At 44.2% G+C, this 17,071-nt stretch carries 14 protein-coding genes; 7 read left to right on the top strand and 7 right to left on the bottom strand.

The genetic code is table 11. The features are described from left to right. Positions 1–8 precede the first annotated feature (8 nt). Complete coding sequence (locus tag ACUM5Y_RS01430; protein ID WP_445975066.1) at positions 9–440, top strand: universal stress protein; 432 nt, start codon at positions 9–11, stop codon at positions 438–440. 178 nt (positions 441–618) lie between these two features. Then, on the top strand, positions 619–993 hold the full coding sequence (locus ACUM5Y_RS01425; RefSeq protein ID WP_445975065.1) for a methionine-R-sulfoxide reductase: 375 nt from the start codon (positions 619–621) through the stop codon (positions 991–993). A 25-nt stretch (positions 994–1,018) separates the two neighbouring features. On the opposite strand, the gene ACUM5Y_RS01420 is transcribed toward ACUM5Y_RS01425, so the two are convergent. Continuing rightward, positions 1,019–1,603, bottom strand: coding sequence for a TetR/AcrR family transcriptional regulator (locus tag ACUM5Y_RS01420; protein ID WP_445975064.1), 585 nt, complete (start codon positions 1,601–1,603; stop codon positions 1,019–1,021). 141 nt (positions 1,604–1,744) lie between these two features. On the opposite strand from ACUM5Y_RS01420, the gene ACUM5Y_RS01415 reads away from it, so the two are divergent. From ACUM5Y_RS01415 to ACUM5Y_RS01400, 4 genes are all read left to right on the top strand, one after another. After that, complete coding sequence (locus tag ACUM5Y_RS01415; RefSeq protein WP_445975063.1) at positions 1,745–2,293, top strand: carboxymuconolactone decarboxylase family protein; 549 nt, start codon at positions 1,745–1,747, stop codon at positions 2,291–2,293. A 253-nt stretch (positions 2,294–2,546) separates the two neighbouring features. Further along, the gene (locus ACUM5Y_RS01410; protein WP_445975062.1) at positions 2,547–4,691 is read left to right on the top strand and encodes a heparinase II/III domain-containing protein; all 2,145 of its coding nucleotides are present in this window, start codon (positions 2,547–2,549) and stop codon (positions 4,689–4,691) included. A gap of 2 nt (positions 4,692–4,693) precedes the next feature. After that, entirely contained in the window at positions 4,694–6,844 is a 2,151-nt protein-coding gene (locus tag ACUM5Y_RS01405; protein WP_445975061.1) for a heparinase II/III domain-containing protein, read from the top strand. A 439-nt stretch (positions 6,845–7,283) separates the two neighbouring features. After that, on the top strand, positions 7,284–9,047 hold the full coding sequence (locus ACUM5Y_RS01400) for a sodium:solute symporter family transporter (RefSeq protein WP_445975060.1): 1,764 nt from the start codon (positions 7,284–7,286) through the stop codon (positions 9,045–9,047). Positions 9,048–10,286: 1,239 nt separating this feature from the next. Here the strand turns inward: ACUM5Y_RS01400 and ACUM5Y_RS01395 are convergent. The 4 genes from ACUM5Y_RS01395 to ACUM5Y_RS01380 form a co-directional block, all read right to left on the bottom strand. Continuing rightward, on the bottom strand, positions 10,287–11,570 hold the full coding sequence (locus ACUM5Y_RS01395) for a TRAP transporter large permease (protein WP_445975059.1): 1,284 nt from the start codon (positions 11,568–11,570) through the stop codon (positions 10,287–10,289). 1 nt (position 11,571) lies between these two features. Beyond that, positions 11,572–12,096 carry a TRAP transporter small permease gene (locus tag ACUM5Y_RS01390; protein WP_445975058.1) on the bottom strand — a complete coding sequence of 175 codons (525 nt, stop codon included), beginning with the start codon at positions 12,094–12,096 and terminating at the stop codon, positions 11,572–11,574. A 54-nt stretch (positions 12,097–12,150) separates the two neighbouring features. Further along, the gene (locus ACUM5Y_RS01385) at positions 12,151–13,122 is read right to left on the bottom strand and encodes a TRAP transporter substrate-binding protein (protein ID WP_445975057.1); all 972 of its coding nucleotides are present in this window, start codon (positions 13,120–13,122) and stop codon (positions 12,151–12,153) included. 261 nt (positions 13,123–13,383) lie between these two features. Further along, entirely contained in the window at positions 13,384–14,103 is a 720-nt protein-coding gene (locus tag ACUM5Y_RS01380; protein WP_445975056.1) for a FadR/GntR family transcriptional regulator, read from the bottom strand. Positions 14,104–14,429: 326 nt separating this feature from the next. Between ACUM5Y_RS01380 and ACUM5Y_RS01375 the strand changes: the two genes are divergently transcribed. Then, positions 14,430–15,215, top strand: a complete 786-nt coding sequence (locus ACUM5Y_RS01375) for an SDR family NAD(P)-dependent oxidoreductase (RefSeq protein ID WP_445975055.1) — start codon at positions 14,430–14,432, stop codon at positions 15,213–15,215. Positions 15,216–15,292: 77 nt separating this feature from the next. Here ACUM5Y_RS01375 and ACUM5Y_RS01370 read toward each other — a convergent pair whose 3' ends face one another. Together ACUM5Y_RS01370 and ACUM5Y_RS01365 are read right to left on the bottom strand one after the other, a co-directional pair. After that, positions 15,293–16,153, bottom strand: coding sequence for an ABC transporter permease (locus ACUM5Y_RS01370; protein WP_445975054.1), 861 nt, complete (start codon positions 16,151–16,153; stop codon positions 15,293–15,295). Next, positions 16,150–16,986 carry an ABC transporter permease gene (locus ACUM5Y_RS01365; protein WP_445975053.1) on the bottom strand — a complete coding sequence of 279 codons (837 nt, stop codon included), beginning with the start codon at positions 16,984–16,986 and terminating at the stop codon, positions 16,150–16,152. The genes ACUM5Y_RS01370 and ACUM5Y_RS01365 overlap by 4 nt, the downstream gene beginning before the upstream one ends. Positions 16,987–17,071 lie beyond the last annotated feature (85 nt).

The raw sequence follows: 17,071 nt of genomic DNA, 5'->3' as shown, positions 1-17,071 counted from the left end.
GAGTTGCTATGTACAATTCTGTATTAGTTCCAGTAGATCTTGCGGAGCAAGGTTATACGGATAAGGTAATAGAACATGCGCTGCATGTTCTAAAGCCAGGTGGTAATCTGATTTTACTTACCGCCCTTGCGGGCTATCAAATGCCTATTGTTGGTAGTTTTTTTCAGCCAGGCACCTTTGATAAAGCGGTTCGCACCGTGCATCAAAAGTTGGTTGAATTTGTCAGCAATGAACTGCCTATTGATGCGGATACCTGCACCATTAAAGTGGTTGAGGGTAAACCTGCGGAAAGCATTTTGAAAACGGCTCAAGAGCAAAATGTTGAAGCGATTGTGATGGCCAGCCACAAACAATCTCGTATGAGTAATATGATGATTGGCTCGGTTGCCAATAAAGTCGTGTGTCAGGCAAGTGTGCCTGTGATGGTTGTAAAAGGCTAAAGCACACTCGAACCGCTCGTTGAAGAAAGCTTTTTTATCTTGGATAAAATCGCTATATTCAGCGGGCGGTTTTTTTATGGCCCCAAGAAACCAATAGGGCTATTTGAGGTCAAATTTAACGGTTCGCGGTATTATTGCGACGCGAATGTGTGTATCAACCTAAAAGAGATTATGGATTATGACAAAACCTTATAACCCACTGAACGATCTGGAAACCCATGTGATCTTACATAAAGGCACAGAGCGACCATTTACGGGTGAATACACAGACACTATGTCAGCGGGACTTTATCTTTGTCGTCAATGTGATGCTCCTCTATATCGATCAGAGCATAAGTTTCTTTCTCACTGTGGTTGGCCAAGTTTCGATGATGAGATTGATGGGGCGGTTTCCCGAGTGCCTGATGCCGATGGTCGTCGCATCGAGATTGTTTGCAGCAACTGTGAAGGGCATCTAGGGCATGTGTTCGAAGGCGAGCGTTTAACAGAAAAGAATGTTCGTCATTGTGTGAACTCTATTTCGATGAAGTTTGTTGCTCAGGGCGAGCAATAAATGCCTATTCTCACCCCCTTTGTCGTTAGAAAGGGGGCCTGTCAAAGATTTGATCTATCATTTGGGCCAAGGGAAGTTGCCCATCGTAGGCCTTTGAATAAGTGCGAAGCCCTGCAATTTGAATTTGTAAGTGTCGGGCCATAAGGGCGCAGTCTTTATCTAAATCGATTTCGCCTAGCTGCTGAGCCTTTTCTAATTGAGCTTGAAAGGCGGACTCAATGGTCTTGAGGGAGTTTTTCGCTTCTTCTAATAGTTCTGAATTGTCATTGGTGAGCTCGCCGATGGTTTTTGCCAGCATGCACATGCTGCTCGGTGCTTGTTCCGCTTGCACTATGATCAACTCTTTAACAAAAGCTTTTAACCCTGCAAGAATGGTCTGTTCTGTGTTGCAGCACTCTTCTAGTGTCATTAGTCCTTGCTGGGTGTAATGGGCCAGAGTTTCTTTAAATAATCCTTCTTTACTGCCAAAAGCCGCATAAATGCTACCCGGGCGCATGTCGATCACCTCTTGTAGATGGCGCATAGAGGTTCCGTGAAAGCCTTTTTGCCAATATAAATTAGTCGCTTTATCTATCACTTGTTCGCGATCAAATTTGGTGCTTTTTGCCATCTTAGGTATCTCATGAAAGTTATTTTGAACATACGTTCAATTTTATCTTGAACGATCGTTCATTTCTAGTTATATTGTCGGCATCTTAGTTGAGCTTAACCAGCTCAGCTTTCTAAATAGGATTATTTAAAGGGCGTATCCATGAAAGATTTCACTATCCACACTATTGAGTCAGCTCCAGAAGCTAGTAAGCCGTTATTAGAAGCTTCGGTAAAAGGCTTCGGCATGCTGCCTAATTTACACGGCGTGATGGCCGAAGCTCCAGGTCTGCTAGAGGGCTATCAAATACTGCACAAATTGTTTTCGGAATCTTCTTTTAATGCTGAAGAGCTAACCGTTGTGTGGCAAACCATCAATGTTGAGCATGAGTGTCATTACTGTGTACCGGCTCATAGCGCCATTGCTCAGATGATGAGCGTAGACGGCGCTTTAACAGAAGCGCTGCGCAACGGTACTGCTATGCCAACAGAAAAATTGCAAGTATTGCATGATACGACGCTAGCGATGACACGCAGCCGTGGTGTACTGACAGACGATGAATTGGCAGCTTTTTATGGAGCGGGTTATGGTCAGCGTCAAATTTTGGAAATTGTCTTAGGGCTTTCACAAAAGGTGATGAGTAACTATACGAATCATCTAGCGCAAACCCCAGTAGATGCGCCATTTGAGTCATTCGCTTGGAAAAAGTAATTGCTTATAGCGTGTAAAAAACGCGAATAAATCTGCCCAGTTAGAAAGCCTTAAGCCCATTGAGGGAGGTTTTTTTACTGGGCTTTTTTTTGTCTAAAGATAGTCACGTAGAGGCTGGAATGGCGTTTATGGGCTGCTAAGCTTATGTAAATTAACCTTTAATTGTATTACAATACCACGAATAAATATTAGAATAGACTATTCCAATAACTATAAACCAAGATAAGTTAGTGTAAGCAAAGAGGCTAAATCTATGCATTCAGTGTTGTTTTCTATGGATGAACTGGCACCGTTACGCAGCCAAGTTGGTGCGTCCAGTTTAATGGGTAAAACGATAGCAGGGCATGTGCAAGATGTAGATGCTTTTATTCAATTGCCTCTAGAGGTTCCAGGGCATGGTGAAGCGGGTGGCTACGAACATAATCGCCATAAGCAGAATTACAAATACATGCACCTTGCGGGGGATTTATTCTTAATTACCCAAGATAAGAAATACGCTGATTTTGTCGTGGATCTCTTGTCTCTTTACGCTGACAAATACCTTTCTTTTGGTTTTCATGTTCAAAAAAATACCAATCCTACAGGTCGTCTTTTTCACCAAATCTTGAATGAGCATTGTTGGTTATTATTCAGCAGTTTGGCCTATTCAAGTGTGCTTCATATGATGACAGAGCAACAGCGAACTGATATTGAAAGCCAATTATTTGAACCCATGCTGGACATGTTTACTGTCAAGTATGGACACGATTTTGATCGCATTCACAACCATGGTATTTGGGCTGTCGCGGCAGTAGGCATTTGTGGCCTAGTATTGGGCAAGCCTGAGTACATGAAAAAATCTATTTATGGCCAAGATAACAATGCAACAGGTGGCTTTTTAGCCCAGCTGTCACAGTTGTTTTCCCCTGCAGGCTACTATCTTGAGGGGCCTTACTACCACCGTTATGCCATTTACCCGACCTGTCTGTTTGCAGAAGTGATTCATCGCCATATGCCTGAAGTGGACATTTATGGTTATAAGGATGGCGTAATCGGCCGGACGGTAAATGCCTTGCTGGCAACGGCATATCCAAATGGTGTGTTTCCTGCCCTCAACGATGCCTCTCGCACTATGGGGGTCACCGATGCTGGCGTGCAGGTGGCCTTAAGTGTATTGAGTGAACATTACGGCTGTGATGATAATGTCATTGGTATGGCGGAATTACAGGGTGAAGTTTGGTTGCATGCGAGCGGCTTGTCTTTATCCAAAGCCCATGAAGAAGCCCAACAAAAGGGCGATGTTAAAAAGCCTTACTGGCCTAGTGTCGAGTTGAATGAAGGCGCGAATGGGGATTGTGGTGCTATTGCCTTTTTACGCTTAAAAAGTGAAGACGAAGACATTGCTCAGTTGACGATGAATTATGGTCAGCATGGCATGGGGCACGGCCATTTTGATACCCTAGGTATTTCTTTTTACAGTGGTGGCCAAGAAGTTCTAAAAGAATACGGCTTTGCCCGTTGGGTGAATGTTGAGCCTAAGTTTGGTGGTCGATACTTACCAGAAAATGTCTCCTATGCACGCCAGACCATTGCTCACAACATAGTTACCGTCGATCAACGCAGTCAAAACCATTTTGATGTGGCCCGTGCCGACAGCGTACATGGTACTCCCCATTTCTTTGTAGAAAAAAGTGATCAAGTAGCCGTCAGTGCTTTTGCTGAACAACACTATGATGATGTCACCATGCAACGTAGTGCGTTCCTGATCAATCACAAAGAATTTGACTCGCCTTTATTAATCGATTTGTACCGTATCGAAGGGGAGGGCGAGCATTGCTACGACTATTCCCATCAGTACGAAGGTCAAATAGTTCAAACCAACTTTAGCTACACCGCCTATTCTGAATTGAGCCCATGGGGTGAAGATCAGGGTTATCAGCATTTATGGAAATTAGCATCTGGTGAGGCGCCAAAAAGCACTCTGATTAGCTGGTTGCAAGGCAATCATTACTATTCTTGGCATGGGGCTAGTTCTAACCAAGAAGATGAAATTGTTTTTACTACAATCGGTGCGCAAGATCCGAGCTTCAATCTACGCAATGACACAGGCTTTAGTTTGCGCAGTCATGGCGGTACGACCTTATTTGCGTCGGCACTAGAAACCCACGGCTATTTTAATGAAGAGTTCGAACAGTCGACTCAAGCCCGAGGAAAGGTCAAATCGATCGAAATTATTGGCCACAATGAGCAGGGCTCTGTGGTGAAAGTTTATCATGGCCAACAGGCATTGATTCTAATGGTGAGCAACCAAAAAGCGTGCACACAAAACACTCAGCATGAGCTAGTGTTTGCTGGCAAAACATATTGCTGGCAAGGGTTTTATGCGGTTGAAGAGTGTTTGGTGAAAGGAGAGCAATAGATATGAGTTACCAGCCATTATTATTAAGTTTTGACGAAGCGGCGGTTTTAGCCAAACAATTGCAAGAAGATAGCTTGCTTGGCAAAGGCTTACGCCGTGATATTGCCAAGGTAAAAGACTACATCAATGACATTGGTATTGAAGTGCCGGGTCATGGTGAGGCGGGTGGTTATGAGCATAATCGCCATAAGCAAAATTACATCATTATGGACACGGCAGCGCGTTTGTTCTTGATTACGCAAGAAGCAGTGTATCGTGACTTTATTGTTGCCATGTTGACCGAGTACGCCCGTGTTTACCCAACTTTGGAAGACAACACCAGCCGAGATACCAACCCTCCGGGCAAGCTTTTTCACCAGACATTAAATGAAAATATGTGGATGCTGTATGCCTCTTGTGCCTACAGTTGTGTTTACCACACCTTGTCTGAAGAACAAAAAACGCTCATTACCAATGACTTGTTTAAACCTATGATCCATATGTTTGTCGTCACCTATGGGCATGACTTCGACATAGTTCATAACCATGGCTTATGGGCGGTGGCCGCAGTGGGTATTTGTGGTTACGCCATTGGCGATCAGCAAGCGGTTGACCAAGCCTTGTACGGATTGAAACTAGACCGCGTGAGTGGTGGCTTCCTAGCGCAATTGGATAACCTCTTTTCACCAGACGGTTATTATATGGAAGGGCCTTATTACCACCGCTTTTCATTGCGCCCGATCTTCCTGTTTGCTGAAGCGATCGAGCGCCGTCAACCAGAGCTTGAGATTTATCAATACAATAACGCCATTATTAAAACCACTTCCTACGCGGTGATGGCGACGGCATTTCCTGATGGAAGTTTGCCGGCTCTCAATGATTCTTCAAAAACCATTAGTATTAACGATGAAGGCGTTATCATTGCCACTAGTGTGTGTTTTCAACGTTACGAGCAAAGCGACACCCTTATTAGCATGGCGAATCATCAACAAAATGTTTGGGTTCACAGCTCTGGTGAAGCGCTTTCAACAGCGGTTGCTAATGCTGAGCAGATTAAACCTTTTACTTGGGGAAGCCTCTTCTTAAGTGATGGCCCTAAAGGGGAAAAAGGGGGTGTCAGCATCATTCGCCATCGTGATAAACAAGACGACGATACCATGGTGTTATTGTGGTTCGGCCAACACGGCTCCGATCATAAGTATCATTCAGCCTTAGACCATGGCCACTATGATGGCTTGCATTTGAGCGTCTTTAACCGTGGGCATGAAGTGCTACAGGATTATGGTTTTGGTCGTTGGGTGAATGTGGAGCCTAAGTTCGGCGGTCGCTACATTCCAGAAAACAAAACCTATTGTAAGCAAACAGTTGCCCATAACACGGTGACAGTGGATCAAAAAACTCAGAATAAATTCAACACCGCCTTGGCGGAAACCAAATTTGGCGAAAAGCATTTCTTTGAAGTGTCTGACACAAGCTTGCAGGGCATTAGTGGCATAATCGATGGCTATTATGATGGTGTACGAATGCAGCGAAGCGTATTAGTGGCCGACATCGAAGAGTTTGAAAAGCCGCTGGTGATCGATATTTATCGCATCCTATCTGAGCAAACCCATGAATACGATTTACCCTTCCATTTCCGTGGGCAGGTTATCCGCACCGACTTTGATTATGACTTTGCCAGCACGCTAAAACCTTTAGGGGATGACCAAGGCTACCAACACCTATGGCATATAGGGGAAGGGGAAGTTGAGGGCAGCGCATTAGTGAGCTGGCTTCATGATACTAGCTATTACAGCCTAGTATCGACTGCACCCAAAGGCAGTAAAGTGATCTTTAGCCGTATTGGCGCAAATGACCCTGACTTCAACCTACGCACTGAGCCAGCCTTTATCTTGCGTCAATCTGGTGCTAATCATGTTTTTGCTTCTGTGCTAGAAACCCATGGTTATTTCAATGAATCCATCGAGGCGTCGAACAACGCCCGCGGTTTAGTGTCAAGCATTCAAGTGCTGGCTGAAAATGCGGATGGCACCTTGGTGCAGATAGAGACGGTTAACGGCGCCAGCTATCGCTTCGCGGTTTCGAATCGCTTAGGTGAGGCGCAAAAAGAAGAGCATGTGATGACGACAGAACAAGGTCGTTTTGTATGGTCTGGAGCGATTGCTAAGCTATAAGTTTAGCGACTTAAAGGTCATTTAGTTGTTAACTGAGTGGCCTTGTTTAGCTCTTTGAAAGTTAGTAATGCAACAATTTGGGTTGTTGAAACATATTCTTACTCAAAATGCGTATAAAGTGTGCAAAATAACTTGATCTAAATGGTTTTTTATTTGTATTATTTTAACACAAAATCTTTGAGTTGAAGCTATACTCAAGGCTCTAGGCAGATCGTCTGAGGCGGAAAGTATGGTTATTGATCTAGGGCTTAGGCTCTGCATCGAAAGTTTATCGTCTACTCTAGTGGACTTTTAGCAGCACCAAACTTGTGTTGGCATAGCTTTGTTGGCTGCGGCCATTCTATTTTGAATAGGATGGTTTTTTTATATTTGTAGTATTTAATACTAGCTATTAGTTGAATGCTTAAACGCTCTAATTACAAAAATAAAGGGTAATAATATGGATGCAATTATTGTTGGAATATATTTCATATTCTTAATGGCAATTGGTTGGATGTTTCGTACATTCACAAGTACAACAAGTGATTACTTCCGTGGCGGCGGTAACATGTTGTGGTGGATGGTAGGTGCAACAGCCTTCATGACTCAGTTCAGTGCTTGGACCTTTACTGGGGCGGCGGGTAAGGCCTACAACGATGGTTTCGCAGTAGCGGTAATTTTCGTAGCAAATGCCTTCGGTTATTTGATGAACTACCTATACTTCGCGCCTAAGTTCAGACAGCTAAGGGTTATCACGGTTATCGAAGCCATTCGCATGCGCTTTGGTGCAACCAACGAGCAGGTCTTTACCTGGTCTAGTATGCCTAACAGTATTGTGTCTGCCGGTGTGTGGCTAAATGCATTGGCGATTATTGCGTCCAGTATTTTTGGTGTGGATATGACCACTACCATTATCATTACTGGTCTAGTCGTATTGGTGATGTCTGTAACCGGTGGTTCTTGGGCGGTTATTGCCTCGGACTTCATGCAGATGGTTATCATCATGGCGGTTACCGTTACTTGTGCAACTGTTGCCATTATTAAAGGTGGTGGTGTTGGTGAAATCGTTTCTAACTTCCCACTAGGTGAAGGCGGTAGCTTCCTAACAGGTAACAACCTTAACTACTTGAGCATCTTTGGTATTTGGGCTGTATTTATCTTCTTCAAACAGTTCAGTATCACAAACAACATGCTTAACTCTTATCGCTACCTTGCTGCGAAAGACTCTAACAACGCTAAGAAAGCAGCATTGTTGGCATGTGTGTTAATGACTATGGGTCCTCTAATTTGGTTTATGCCAAGCTGGTTTGTTGCGGGTCAAGGTGTTGATCTAGCGGCGATTTACCCAGAAGCGGGTAAAAAAGCGGCAGATTTCTCTTACCTATACTTTGTTGAGCAATACATGCCAGCGGGTATGGTGGGCTTGTTGATCGCTGCAATGTTTGCCGCGACCATGTCTTCAATGGACTCTGGTTTGAACCGTAACTCTGGTATTTTCGTTAAGAACTTCTACCAGACTATTCTTCGTCCAGACTCTTCTGAAAAAGAATTAGTATTTGTTTCAAAGCTGACTTCTACTTTCTTCGGTATCGCTATCATCTTGATCGCCTTGTTCATCAACTCTCTTAAGGGTTTGAGCTTGTTCGATACCATGATGTACGTTGGTGCCTTGATCGGTTTCCCAATGACCATTCCTGCGTTCCTAGGTTTCTTCATTAAGAAGACGCCAGATTGGGCAGGTTGGGGTACTTTGGTCATGGGTGGTTTTGTTTCTTACTACGTAGGTTTTGTGGTAACTCCAGAAATGGTTCAGAACCTATTTGGCCTACAAGAGCTAACTAGTCGTGAGTGGTCAGATTCTAAAGTGGCAATTGGTCTTCTGGGTCATATTGTATTCACTGGTGGTTTCTTCATCTTCTCTACTTTGTTCTACAAACCGCTTTCTGAAACTCGTCAGCGCGACGTAGACTTGTTCTTCAACAACTTGGCAACACCTTTGGTTTCTGAAGGTAGCGTTCAAAAAGCATTGGATAACAAACAGCGTAAGATGTTGGGTACTTTGATTGCCATCGCAGGTGTTGGTGTAATGGGTATGTTCTTGATACCTAACCCATTCTGGGGACGCTGTGTGTTCCTATTCTGTGGTGCTATCGTTCTAGGCGTTGGTCTACTATTGGTTAAAGCAGTAGACGATGTCGTAGAGCAGGACAGCGCTGAGGCGTAATCCTTCTTCACCTAAGCAACAGGCTTATAAAGGCATAACAACCTAGTTGTTATGCCTTTTTTTATGTCTTAAGAAAGCGTCAGCTCCTTATCGATGCCTTCTCTCTCAATATCGCCCCTAACTGTGGTTCTTGCGGAACCAGGCCTCTTGCAGGTGCGGAATGAAAGTACACGCCGATCTCTGTAGGTGCGGCTTTAGCCGCAGGCGGAAATCATGGTGGCTGATATAAGAATACTTTTAAGATTGCCCCAACATCTCCGGTAACTGTGGTTCCTGCGGAACCAGATCCCTTGTAAGTTCGGCTTTAGCCGAAAGCGGAAATCATGGTAGCTGATGTAAGAGCCTTCTTAAGGCTCCCCTAAAATTATCGGCAACTGTGGTTCCTGCAGAACCATTTCCGCATAAATGCGGACCTACGTTTAGGGCGTTTAATCTTGGCCGCTGAGATAATGATGTGACTCCAATGTCATCCCCAACATCGCCGGTAACTGTGGTTCCTACGGAACCAGATCCCTTGTAAGTTCGGCTTTAGCCGAAAGCGGAAATCATGGTTGCTGAGATGATGATCTGATTCAAATTTTATCCTAAGCATCACCGATAACTGTGGTTCCTGCGGAACCATTTCCGCATAAATGCGGACCTACATTTAGGGCGTTTGTGTGTGGCTGTTCTGCATGAAAATACGCGCCGATCTCTGTAGGTGCGGCTTTAGCCGCAGGCGGAAATTATGGTCACGGAGATAATGATGTGACTCCAATGTCATCCCCAACATCGCCGGCAACTGTGGTTCCTGCGGAACCATTTTCCGCATAAATGCGGACCTACATTTAGGGCGTTTGTGTGTGGCGGTTCAGCATGAAAATGCAGGCTGATCTCTGTAGGTGCGGCTTTAGCCGCAGGCGGAAATTATGGTGGCTGATATAAGAATACTTTTAAGATTGCCCCAACATCTCCGGTAACTGTGGTTCCTACGGAACCATTTTCCGCATAAATGCGGACCTACATTTAGGGCATATGGTCATGGTCGCTGAGATAATGATGTGACTCCAATGTTATACCCAACATCGCCGGTAACTGTGGTTCTTACGGAACCATTTTCCGCATAAATGCGAACCTACATTTAGGGGGGTGAACATAGCAGGCTGGTGGGGAATCAATAAGAAAAGAGGAGGGGGTTAGGCATAAAAAAAACCAGTGAATCGTTACCGATTCACTGGTTCGTTGTACGGCTCAGTAATATTAGTTAGCGAGCAAATTTGGTAGTGTCATTGAAATAGCTGGAATAAAGGTTACCAGAATCAAAGCACCTAACATGGCAATGTAGAACGGCCAGATCGTTTTAACGGCTTTCTGGATGGTAACGCCACCCACAACACAGCCTACGAATAGACATGCGCCCACAGGAGGAGTACATAGGCCTAGCCCCAAGTTCATCATCATCATGATACCGAAGTGTACAGGATCCATACCAAAGCCCACGGCGATTGGTAAGAAGATAGGAGTACAGATCAAGATCAATGCCGCCATATCCATGATCATACCCAATGTTAGCAATAACAAGTTAAGTAGGATCAAGATGACAATAGGATTGTCAGAAATAGAGGTAATGAAGTTCGAAAGTACGGCTGGTACCTGGTAGAACGCCAACATGTAACCAAACGCGGATGCACAACCAATCAAAATCATTACCATGCCGGTCGTTTTGATGGAGCTAGTAACAGCTGTGATGAACGCGGTTGGTGTCAGTGAACGGTAAACAAATACTGCAACTAAGATGGCGTATATTGCACCGATCGCACCAGACTCCGTTACTGTGAAGACACCGGATAAAGTACCGCCTACAACGATTACTGCTGTGATCAAGCCCGGCACAGAGCCTAGGAAAGAAATAGCAAGAATCTTCATGCCCACGAATGGTTCTGTAGGGAACTTCTTCTTGATGGCAATCATGCGAGCAACAAAGGCCAGCAAACAACACATCAAGATGCCAGGAACGATACCCGCCATGAATAAGCTTGAAATTGAGATACCACCACCAGCGGCAACAACATAAAGGATCATGTTATGGCTAGGCGGTATAACGATACCAGCAATAGAAGAGGTTACCGTGACGTTTACTGCGAAGTCATCGTCATAGCCTTTTTCTTTCATTACTGGAATAAGTAGAGAGCCAAGTGCGGAGATGTCCGCTACAGCAGAACCAGAGATTCCACCAAACAACATACTAGAAAAAATGTTTACTTGTGCAAGGCCACCACGCATCCAACCTACAGAGGAAGATGCAAGGCGAATAAGGCGGGCAGCTATGCCCCCGTGTAGCATAAGTTCACCAGCAAAAATGAAGAATGGTACGGCAAGTAGTGCAAATGTTGACATCCCTGCAACAATGCGCTGATAACCAACCATTAATGGCAAGCCTTCAAACATAAAAGCTGATATAGCGGCGATACCTAGGGCAAATGCCACCGGTACACCCATTAACATGACGATGCCGAAAACACCTAATAATATAGCTAAACCCATGTTAGTTGTTCTCCTGACGAGCGGATTGAGGCTGTGCGATGTGGTAAAGAGATCTCACAATTCGGTCGATGGAAAAGATGCAGATCAAAGAGCCAGAAACGATAACAGGCAAGTAACGGATACCATCACTAATACCTAATAGCGGGATATTTTTACTCCAGGCGAACTGGGCAAGATCACTTGCACTGGTTGCCATCAAGAATCCGAAGGTTGCCATGATTGCGTCGGCTACTAAGCCTACAGCGGCTTGACCGGATTTTGGTAATAACTGAGTTAAAATATCGACACTAAGGTGAGTTCTTTCATGTATACCAACAGAGGCAGTTAGAAAGCTGATAGTGATGACAAGTAATAGGGAAAGTTGCTCAACCCAAGTAGGGGTATCATTCATTACATAACGGCCATATACCAACCAAGCGAATGAAAAAATTAGCACTAGCATACAGATGCCAGAGATAAGGTTTACAAATCGTTTAACTAAAGCGATAGCGGTGTCGTATATGTTCAGGATGTTGTTACTATTCATGATTTGTCTCAATAAAAAGCGGGAACATAGAGCTATGTTCCCGCTAGTTGTTGCTTAGTCGATGCTTTGAATTTCTTCAATGTACGACGCTAAAACAGGTGTTGCTTTAATCGCTTGTTCGTAGACAGGTTTCATTGCATTAGAGAATGCAGTGCTGTCTTCTACTTCGTTAAAGGTAACGCCTGCTTTTTCAACTATACGACGGCTTTCCGCTTCACGAGCTGCCCATAGTTCACGTTGCATCGCAACACTTTTCGCTGCTTCAACTTTCAATGCAGCTTGGTCTTCGCTTGAAAGTTTGTCCCATGCCTTAGTACTTACACATAGACACTCAGGGATGATCAAGTGATGAGATAAAGAGTAGTACTTAGCCACTTCGTAGTGGTTAGTTGACTCGTAAGAAGGTGGGTTGTTTTCCGCACCGTCTACAACACCCGTTTTAAGAGATTGGTAAACCTCGTTAAATGCCATTGGTGTGCCGTTACCGCCAAGTGCTGCAATCATGCCAACATAAAGTTCGTTGTTCATTACACGGAACTTCATGCCTTTCATGTCGCTAGGCTTAGTAATAGGCTTAGTGTTGTTGTAGAAAGAACGTGAACCAGCGTCATACCAACCTAGTGATTTGATGCCGTATTTAGACATAGCGTCGCTTAGACGATCACCAAAAGGTCCGTCTAGAACACGGTGCATGTGGTCTACGTTTTTGAAAATGAATGGTAGGGATACGATGTTAGCTTCAGGAATATCGGTACCCATTGGCCCAAGACTAAAGCCAGCAAATTGGATAGAACCGATTCGCATCATTTGGATAGCATCACCTTGGCTACCTAGTACAGCACCGTTGTACAGAGTACCGCCAACACGGCCGTCTGTTACTTTTTCAGCGTTTTGAATGAAGGATTCAAGAGCGTCAGTGATAGGGTAGTTTTTGTTGTGGATGTTCCAACCAGTCCAAGCAGAAAGAGCAGAGCCTGAGAAGACAAGTCCAGCTAGAGCGGCAGATGCAATAAGAGTTTTTTTCATTGTTTTTTTCCTCTTTTGATTGAGTGCTTTTTTCAAAGCGGGTTTTTTATTATTAGAGAAACTAATTTTTACCGTATCTAATGATCGATGGCAATAGTGTTATTGTATTATTTTATAATTTATGTAAAAAAATTGTAAATCGTGAGAAGAGTGGAAAAGCTAGGCAATGATGAAATCTTGTGTTGAGCCCAGTGTAGTCGCCTTATCGAAGGGATAGCAAGCATTTTTACATCCGATAAGGCGACTTTAATAGTGTGATTATTAAGCTGTCTCTAATTCTGGTAATCGGTGTTTTGAAGATTGTAAGTGATCGGCAGAGACGGCTCTTGCTTTGGCGCTATCACCAGCCATGATTGCTTCATAAATCAGTCTGTGTTCATTAAGGCAGACGGCCCCATGTTTGGATGAATGCAAAATAAAAGTTTTGAACATGGTGGTCAGTATATTACCGAACGGCAAATAGAAATCATTGTTGGTTGCATTGAAGATCAAGCGGTGAAAGCTCAGGTCAACTTCTGTCCAAGTGTCCAGATCGAAGTTTTCAGTGACCTTCACCATACGCTGAAAGATTTCAGAAAGTTCTATCCGTTGTTCGGCGGTGGCATGAATGGCTGCTAGGGCACAAGCTTCTGGTTCGACGGCGCGACGCAGGCCAAGAAATTGCGTGCAGAAAATTTCGGAGTCGCTAATCCCATCCATCCATTCAATAAGCTGGGGGTCTAGAAAGTTCCAGTAGGCACGATGAACCACTTTTGTACCAATCTTGGGGCGCGATTCTAATAGTCCCTTAGAAGTCAGCAATTTAATAGCTTCACGCAAAGCGGTTCGGCTCACACCAAACTGTTCACATAGGGCCATCTCATTAGGGACGATAGAACCTTGAGGTAGTTCACCCGCTAGAATCCGGCGAGCAATACTTCGTGCCACCTGCACATGAAGGCTGCGTGAAGAAGTAGAGATAGTAGAAAAGTTATTGGTCATGGTGTTCCTAACATTTAGGCGTGAGATCGAATGTTAAAGAGATCTTGTACTTTGGATACAGGAATCAAACGGCAATTTTAACATATTCACGCATTTATTTTTATAATTTAAGTGACTTTCAAATTGTATTACTTAATGACTCGTGCCGATTTTGTCATGGAAAGTATTTTCGATCACTTAGAGACATATTAAGCAAAAGTATAGGTTTTGCCTATAAAAATCCTGACTAATCTCATAAAAGTTACAAACTAAAAATCTTGAATTTGCCCAGATTGGAGTCTAGATTAATATTATTGTAGTACCAATAAAAACAAAAGGAGTGAAAAATGTTTAACGATCTATCGGATCAGAAAGTGTTAATTACAGGTTCCACAGCGGGCATTGGTCTAGCGGTTGCCAAGCTTTTTGTAGCACAAGGCGCCAAAGTAGCGATCAACGGACGTAGCCAAAATGAGACCGCTGAAGCCGCATTGGCCAGCTTAAAAAGTCTTGCTGAGGATCCTAATAATGTTGTTTTTATCGGTGCAGACTTAAGCAAATCTAGCCAATGCGAACAGCTGGTTGCGGACTTTGTAACGACCTTTGGTGGCCTGGATGTGTTAATTAATAACGCCGGTGGGTTAGGCGGGCGCTCAGGGCTAGAACTCATTGACGACGCGTTTTATGATCATGTGATGGATTTAAATGCTCGTTCTGCCCTCATGATGACCAAATACGCCATTCCGCACCTGCGTAAATCCGCCGCGGACTCAGGTAAAACCTCTTCGGTAATTAGTACTGGCTCCATCGCTGGACGCGAAGGTGGCGGTTTAGGGGCAGGCATTTATGCCGCCTCGAAAGCTTGGTTACATAACATTCACCGCAATTGGGTGAAAGAATACAGTAAGGATAATATTCGTTTTAATATTGTCTCACCGGGCACCATAGATACCCAATTCCACGCGGATAAAAGCGATGAATTGAAAGACAAAATTGCCGGCAGTATTGCTTTTGGACGCTTTGGCAGTTCAGAAGAGCTCGCTCCCTCTTTTGCATTCTTTGCTTCCCATCAATGCAGTGGTTACATCACTGGACAAATCCTTGATGTGAACGGCGGGCAAATGAGTCCATAAGGGCTGCGAATTATAGACTGTTGTTATTTTATGCGAACCAAGCTTGGCTCTCACCAAGCTTGGTTTTTTATGGGCAGCTATTTTCCTAATTTAGACAAGACTTCTGGGCTCATAAATTTATGGATTACCAACATAAAGAAGATGGAGGGCACTAATAAAATGAGTGCTGTAATGGACGCTATTTGATAGTTACCCTCCATGCTGGCGGTATACAACAATAAAGGTAAGGTACTGATGTCTGGGGCCCCAACAAAGAAAGTGCCAGTAAATTCATCCAGTGATTCCAGGAATACAAAAATACTACTGGCAATTAAGCCTGGAGCAGCTTGGGGTAATACGATATGGAAAAACGTATAAATCGGCCCTGCGCCTAGATTGCGAGACGCGCGCTCTAGCATAGGGTCAGTGGATGAGAACGCCGCGACACTGATCCAAACGGAAAACATCAATCCATGAACACTGTGAACAATGACCACACCCAACAAGGTGCCATTCAAATTAAACTCATAAAACAGGCGAGCAATATTCATGTATACCGTTAGGTTGGGGAAGGCTTGCGGAATCAAAAATAGCAACATCCAAAAAACACGCCATGGCATACTGTGTTTAGATAACGCATAACCTGCCGGCACGCTCACCAATAAACAGACCACTACGGTTAAAAGGGCAATGATCAAGCTGGTGATTAAGGAACCAGATACATCACTATAGGGGTTAAACACCTGTTGCCAATATTTAAAACCCCATTGTGACGGTAGGGCATTAGGGAAATACCAAACTTCGGTAACCGTCCAAATCATCAGGTTCACAATCGGGCCGAACAGCACCAAAGCGAAGATCAGAATAAAGCCCATTTGGCCCCAAAAACTCAATGGGAAAGGCAACCGACCGCCAGATAATAGCCTCTGCAGGGGCTTTAAATTATTTATCTGTTTCATGATCTTACTCCTTTATCTCTTAAACTCTGACGTAAATAGAACCACGCCAACCCTGCACAGAGCACATAAGACACCAGCCCTAAGGCATTCGCTACGGAATAGTCCCCATAAGAGTTAACCCTAAAGGCCATGTCGGCACTGATCATGGTGGGGGTTCCTGTCCCAATCATTAATGGCACAGATAACACAGACATCATGGTCACGGTAGACAGAACTAAAGAAACGCCTATCGTTGGGGCAACTTGTGGCAGGATGATGTTCATTAAAATACGCACGCGAGAAGCGCCAAGGTTACGAGCCGCGCGAATTTGTGATTCATCAAGAGCGGCCATGGCGCCACTAATGAGTAGGGTGGTAAAAGCCAATTGTTTCCAAACAAAGGTAATGATAATACCGCTCCAACCAAGAAAAGAGACAGTATCCATGGGGGTCATTAGGCCGCTGGCAATGAAGGCATTATTCATTAGGCCGTTTTTGGCGAGAAAAGTACGCATCATTTGTGCAGTAACAATAAAAGGAATAAACAGCGGCAAGCGATATAAAAAACCTAGTAAAGTCACCACAGAACGAAATGGCGATAAGGTTATCAGGGCGGCGATGCTAATGGATAATATCGCTAAAATGACCACACTGCTTAAGACAATAATCAGAGTAAAGAGTATATCCGTTGAGTAAAGCTCAAAGGTTTTTTCTAAGTGCGCTAGAGTAAACTGGCCTGTTTGAGTGGAGACGGCAGAATACAGGGAAAAAGCCAGTGGGTATAAAAAGAAGATGGCGACCATAAGCGCCGCTGGGGCCACAAGCCAATAATAATGTGATGTTTTAACACCCATAGGAATAACCTTTCTTAGGAGAAGCGAGAAAACACGACATTGCTCACACAGTGGTGGATGACGCGTTTTCTCGCAGAGTGGATCA

Source organism: Marinomonas dokdonensis (genome assembly GCF_052747885.1).
The sequence above is the reverse complement of the archived record's forward strand: the minus strand, read 5'-3'. Positions and strand labels throughout refer to the sequence as shown.